This window comes from Methylobacterium sp. CCH5-D2, assembly GCF_001556475.1.
GTDB lineage: Bacteria > Pseudomonadota > Alphaproteobacteria > Rhizobiales > Beijerinckiaceae > Methylobacterium > Methylobacterium hispanicum.
On sequence record NZ_LSIX01000378.1, the window covers coordinates 1 to 1137 of the forward strand.

Annotated in this window: 1 protein-coding gene; it reads left to right on the forward strand. The window is 69.1% G+C overall.

Annotation, left to right across the window (positions count from 1 at the left end):
* A partial coding sequence (locus AX737_RS09715; protein ID WP_197430524.1) for an efflux RND transporter permease subunit occupies positions 1–1137 on the forward strand: 1137 nt, incomplete at both ends.

Genomic DNA, 1137 nt, shown 5'->3' on the forward strand with positions numbered 1-1137 from the left:
TGCTGACGACCGCGGTGGTGTTCCACCTGTTCGGGCTGTCCATCAACACGATGACCCTCGGCGGCCTGGCCATCGCCATCGGCGAGCTCGTCGACGACGCCGTCGTGGACGTGGAGAACATCTACAGGCGCCTCGGCGACAACCGGCGGGCCGGCAACCCGAAGAGCGTGCTCCAGGTGGTGGTCGAGGCCTCCAACGAGGTCCGCTCCGGCATCGTCTACGCGACGCTCATCATCATCCTGGTGTTCGTGCCGCTCTTCGCCCTCTCCGGCATCGAGGGCCGGCTCTTCGCCCCGCTGGGGCAGGCCTACATCATCTCGATCCTGGCGAGCCTGCTCACCTCCATCACCCTGACGCCGGTCCTGGCATCCCTGCTGCTGCCGGGGCTGAAGAACCTGGAGGAGCACGACAGCCGCCTCCTCAAGGTGCTCAAGCGCGGCAACGCAGCCCTGCTGCGGGTCGCATTCCGGTACCAGGGCCTGCTCGTCGGGACGGTCGCCGTAGCGGTCGTCGCGGCTGGCGTCGCAGCCTGGAATTTACCCCGGGCCTTTCTGCCGCCGTTCAACGAGGGCTCGTTCACGGTCAACATGACCTTCAACCCGGGCATCTCGCTGGCGGAGAGCAACCGGGTCGGGCTGATCGCGGAGAAACTGATCCTCGACATCCCGGGCGTGAAGGCGGTGGGCCGCCGCACCGGCCGGGCCGAGCTCGACGAGCACGCCGAGGGCGTCCACTCCTCCGAGATCGAGGTGGCGCTCGACGAAGGCGCCAAGCGTCCGAAGGAGGCGCTCGTCGCCGACATGCGCGGGCGCCTCGCCGCCCTGCCGGTGGCGGTCAACGTCGGCCAGCCCATCTCGCACCGGCTCGACCACATGCTCTCGGGTGTGCGGGCCGAGATCGCCCTCAAGGTGTTCGGCGAGGACCTCGACGCCCTGCGCCGTGTGGCGAACTCCCTGCGCGACCGGATGGCCTCGATTCCCGGCCTCGTCGACCTGCAGGTCGAGCGGCAGGTGCGCATCCCGCAGTTGGAGGTGCGTGTCGACTACACTCGGGCCGCCCTTTACGGCGTCCAGCCCGCAGCCGTCGTCGAGCAGATCAGCCGCCTCTCGAACGGGCGGGTGGTCTCGACGGTCGTCG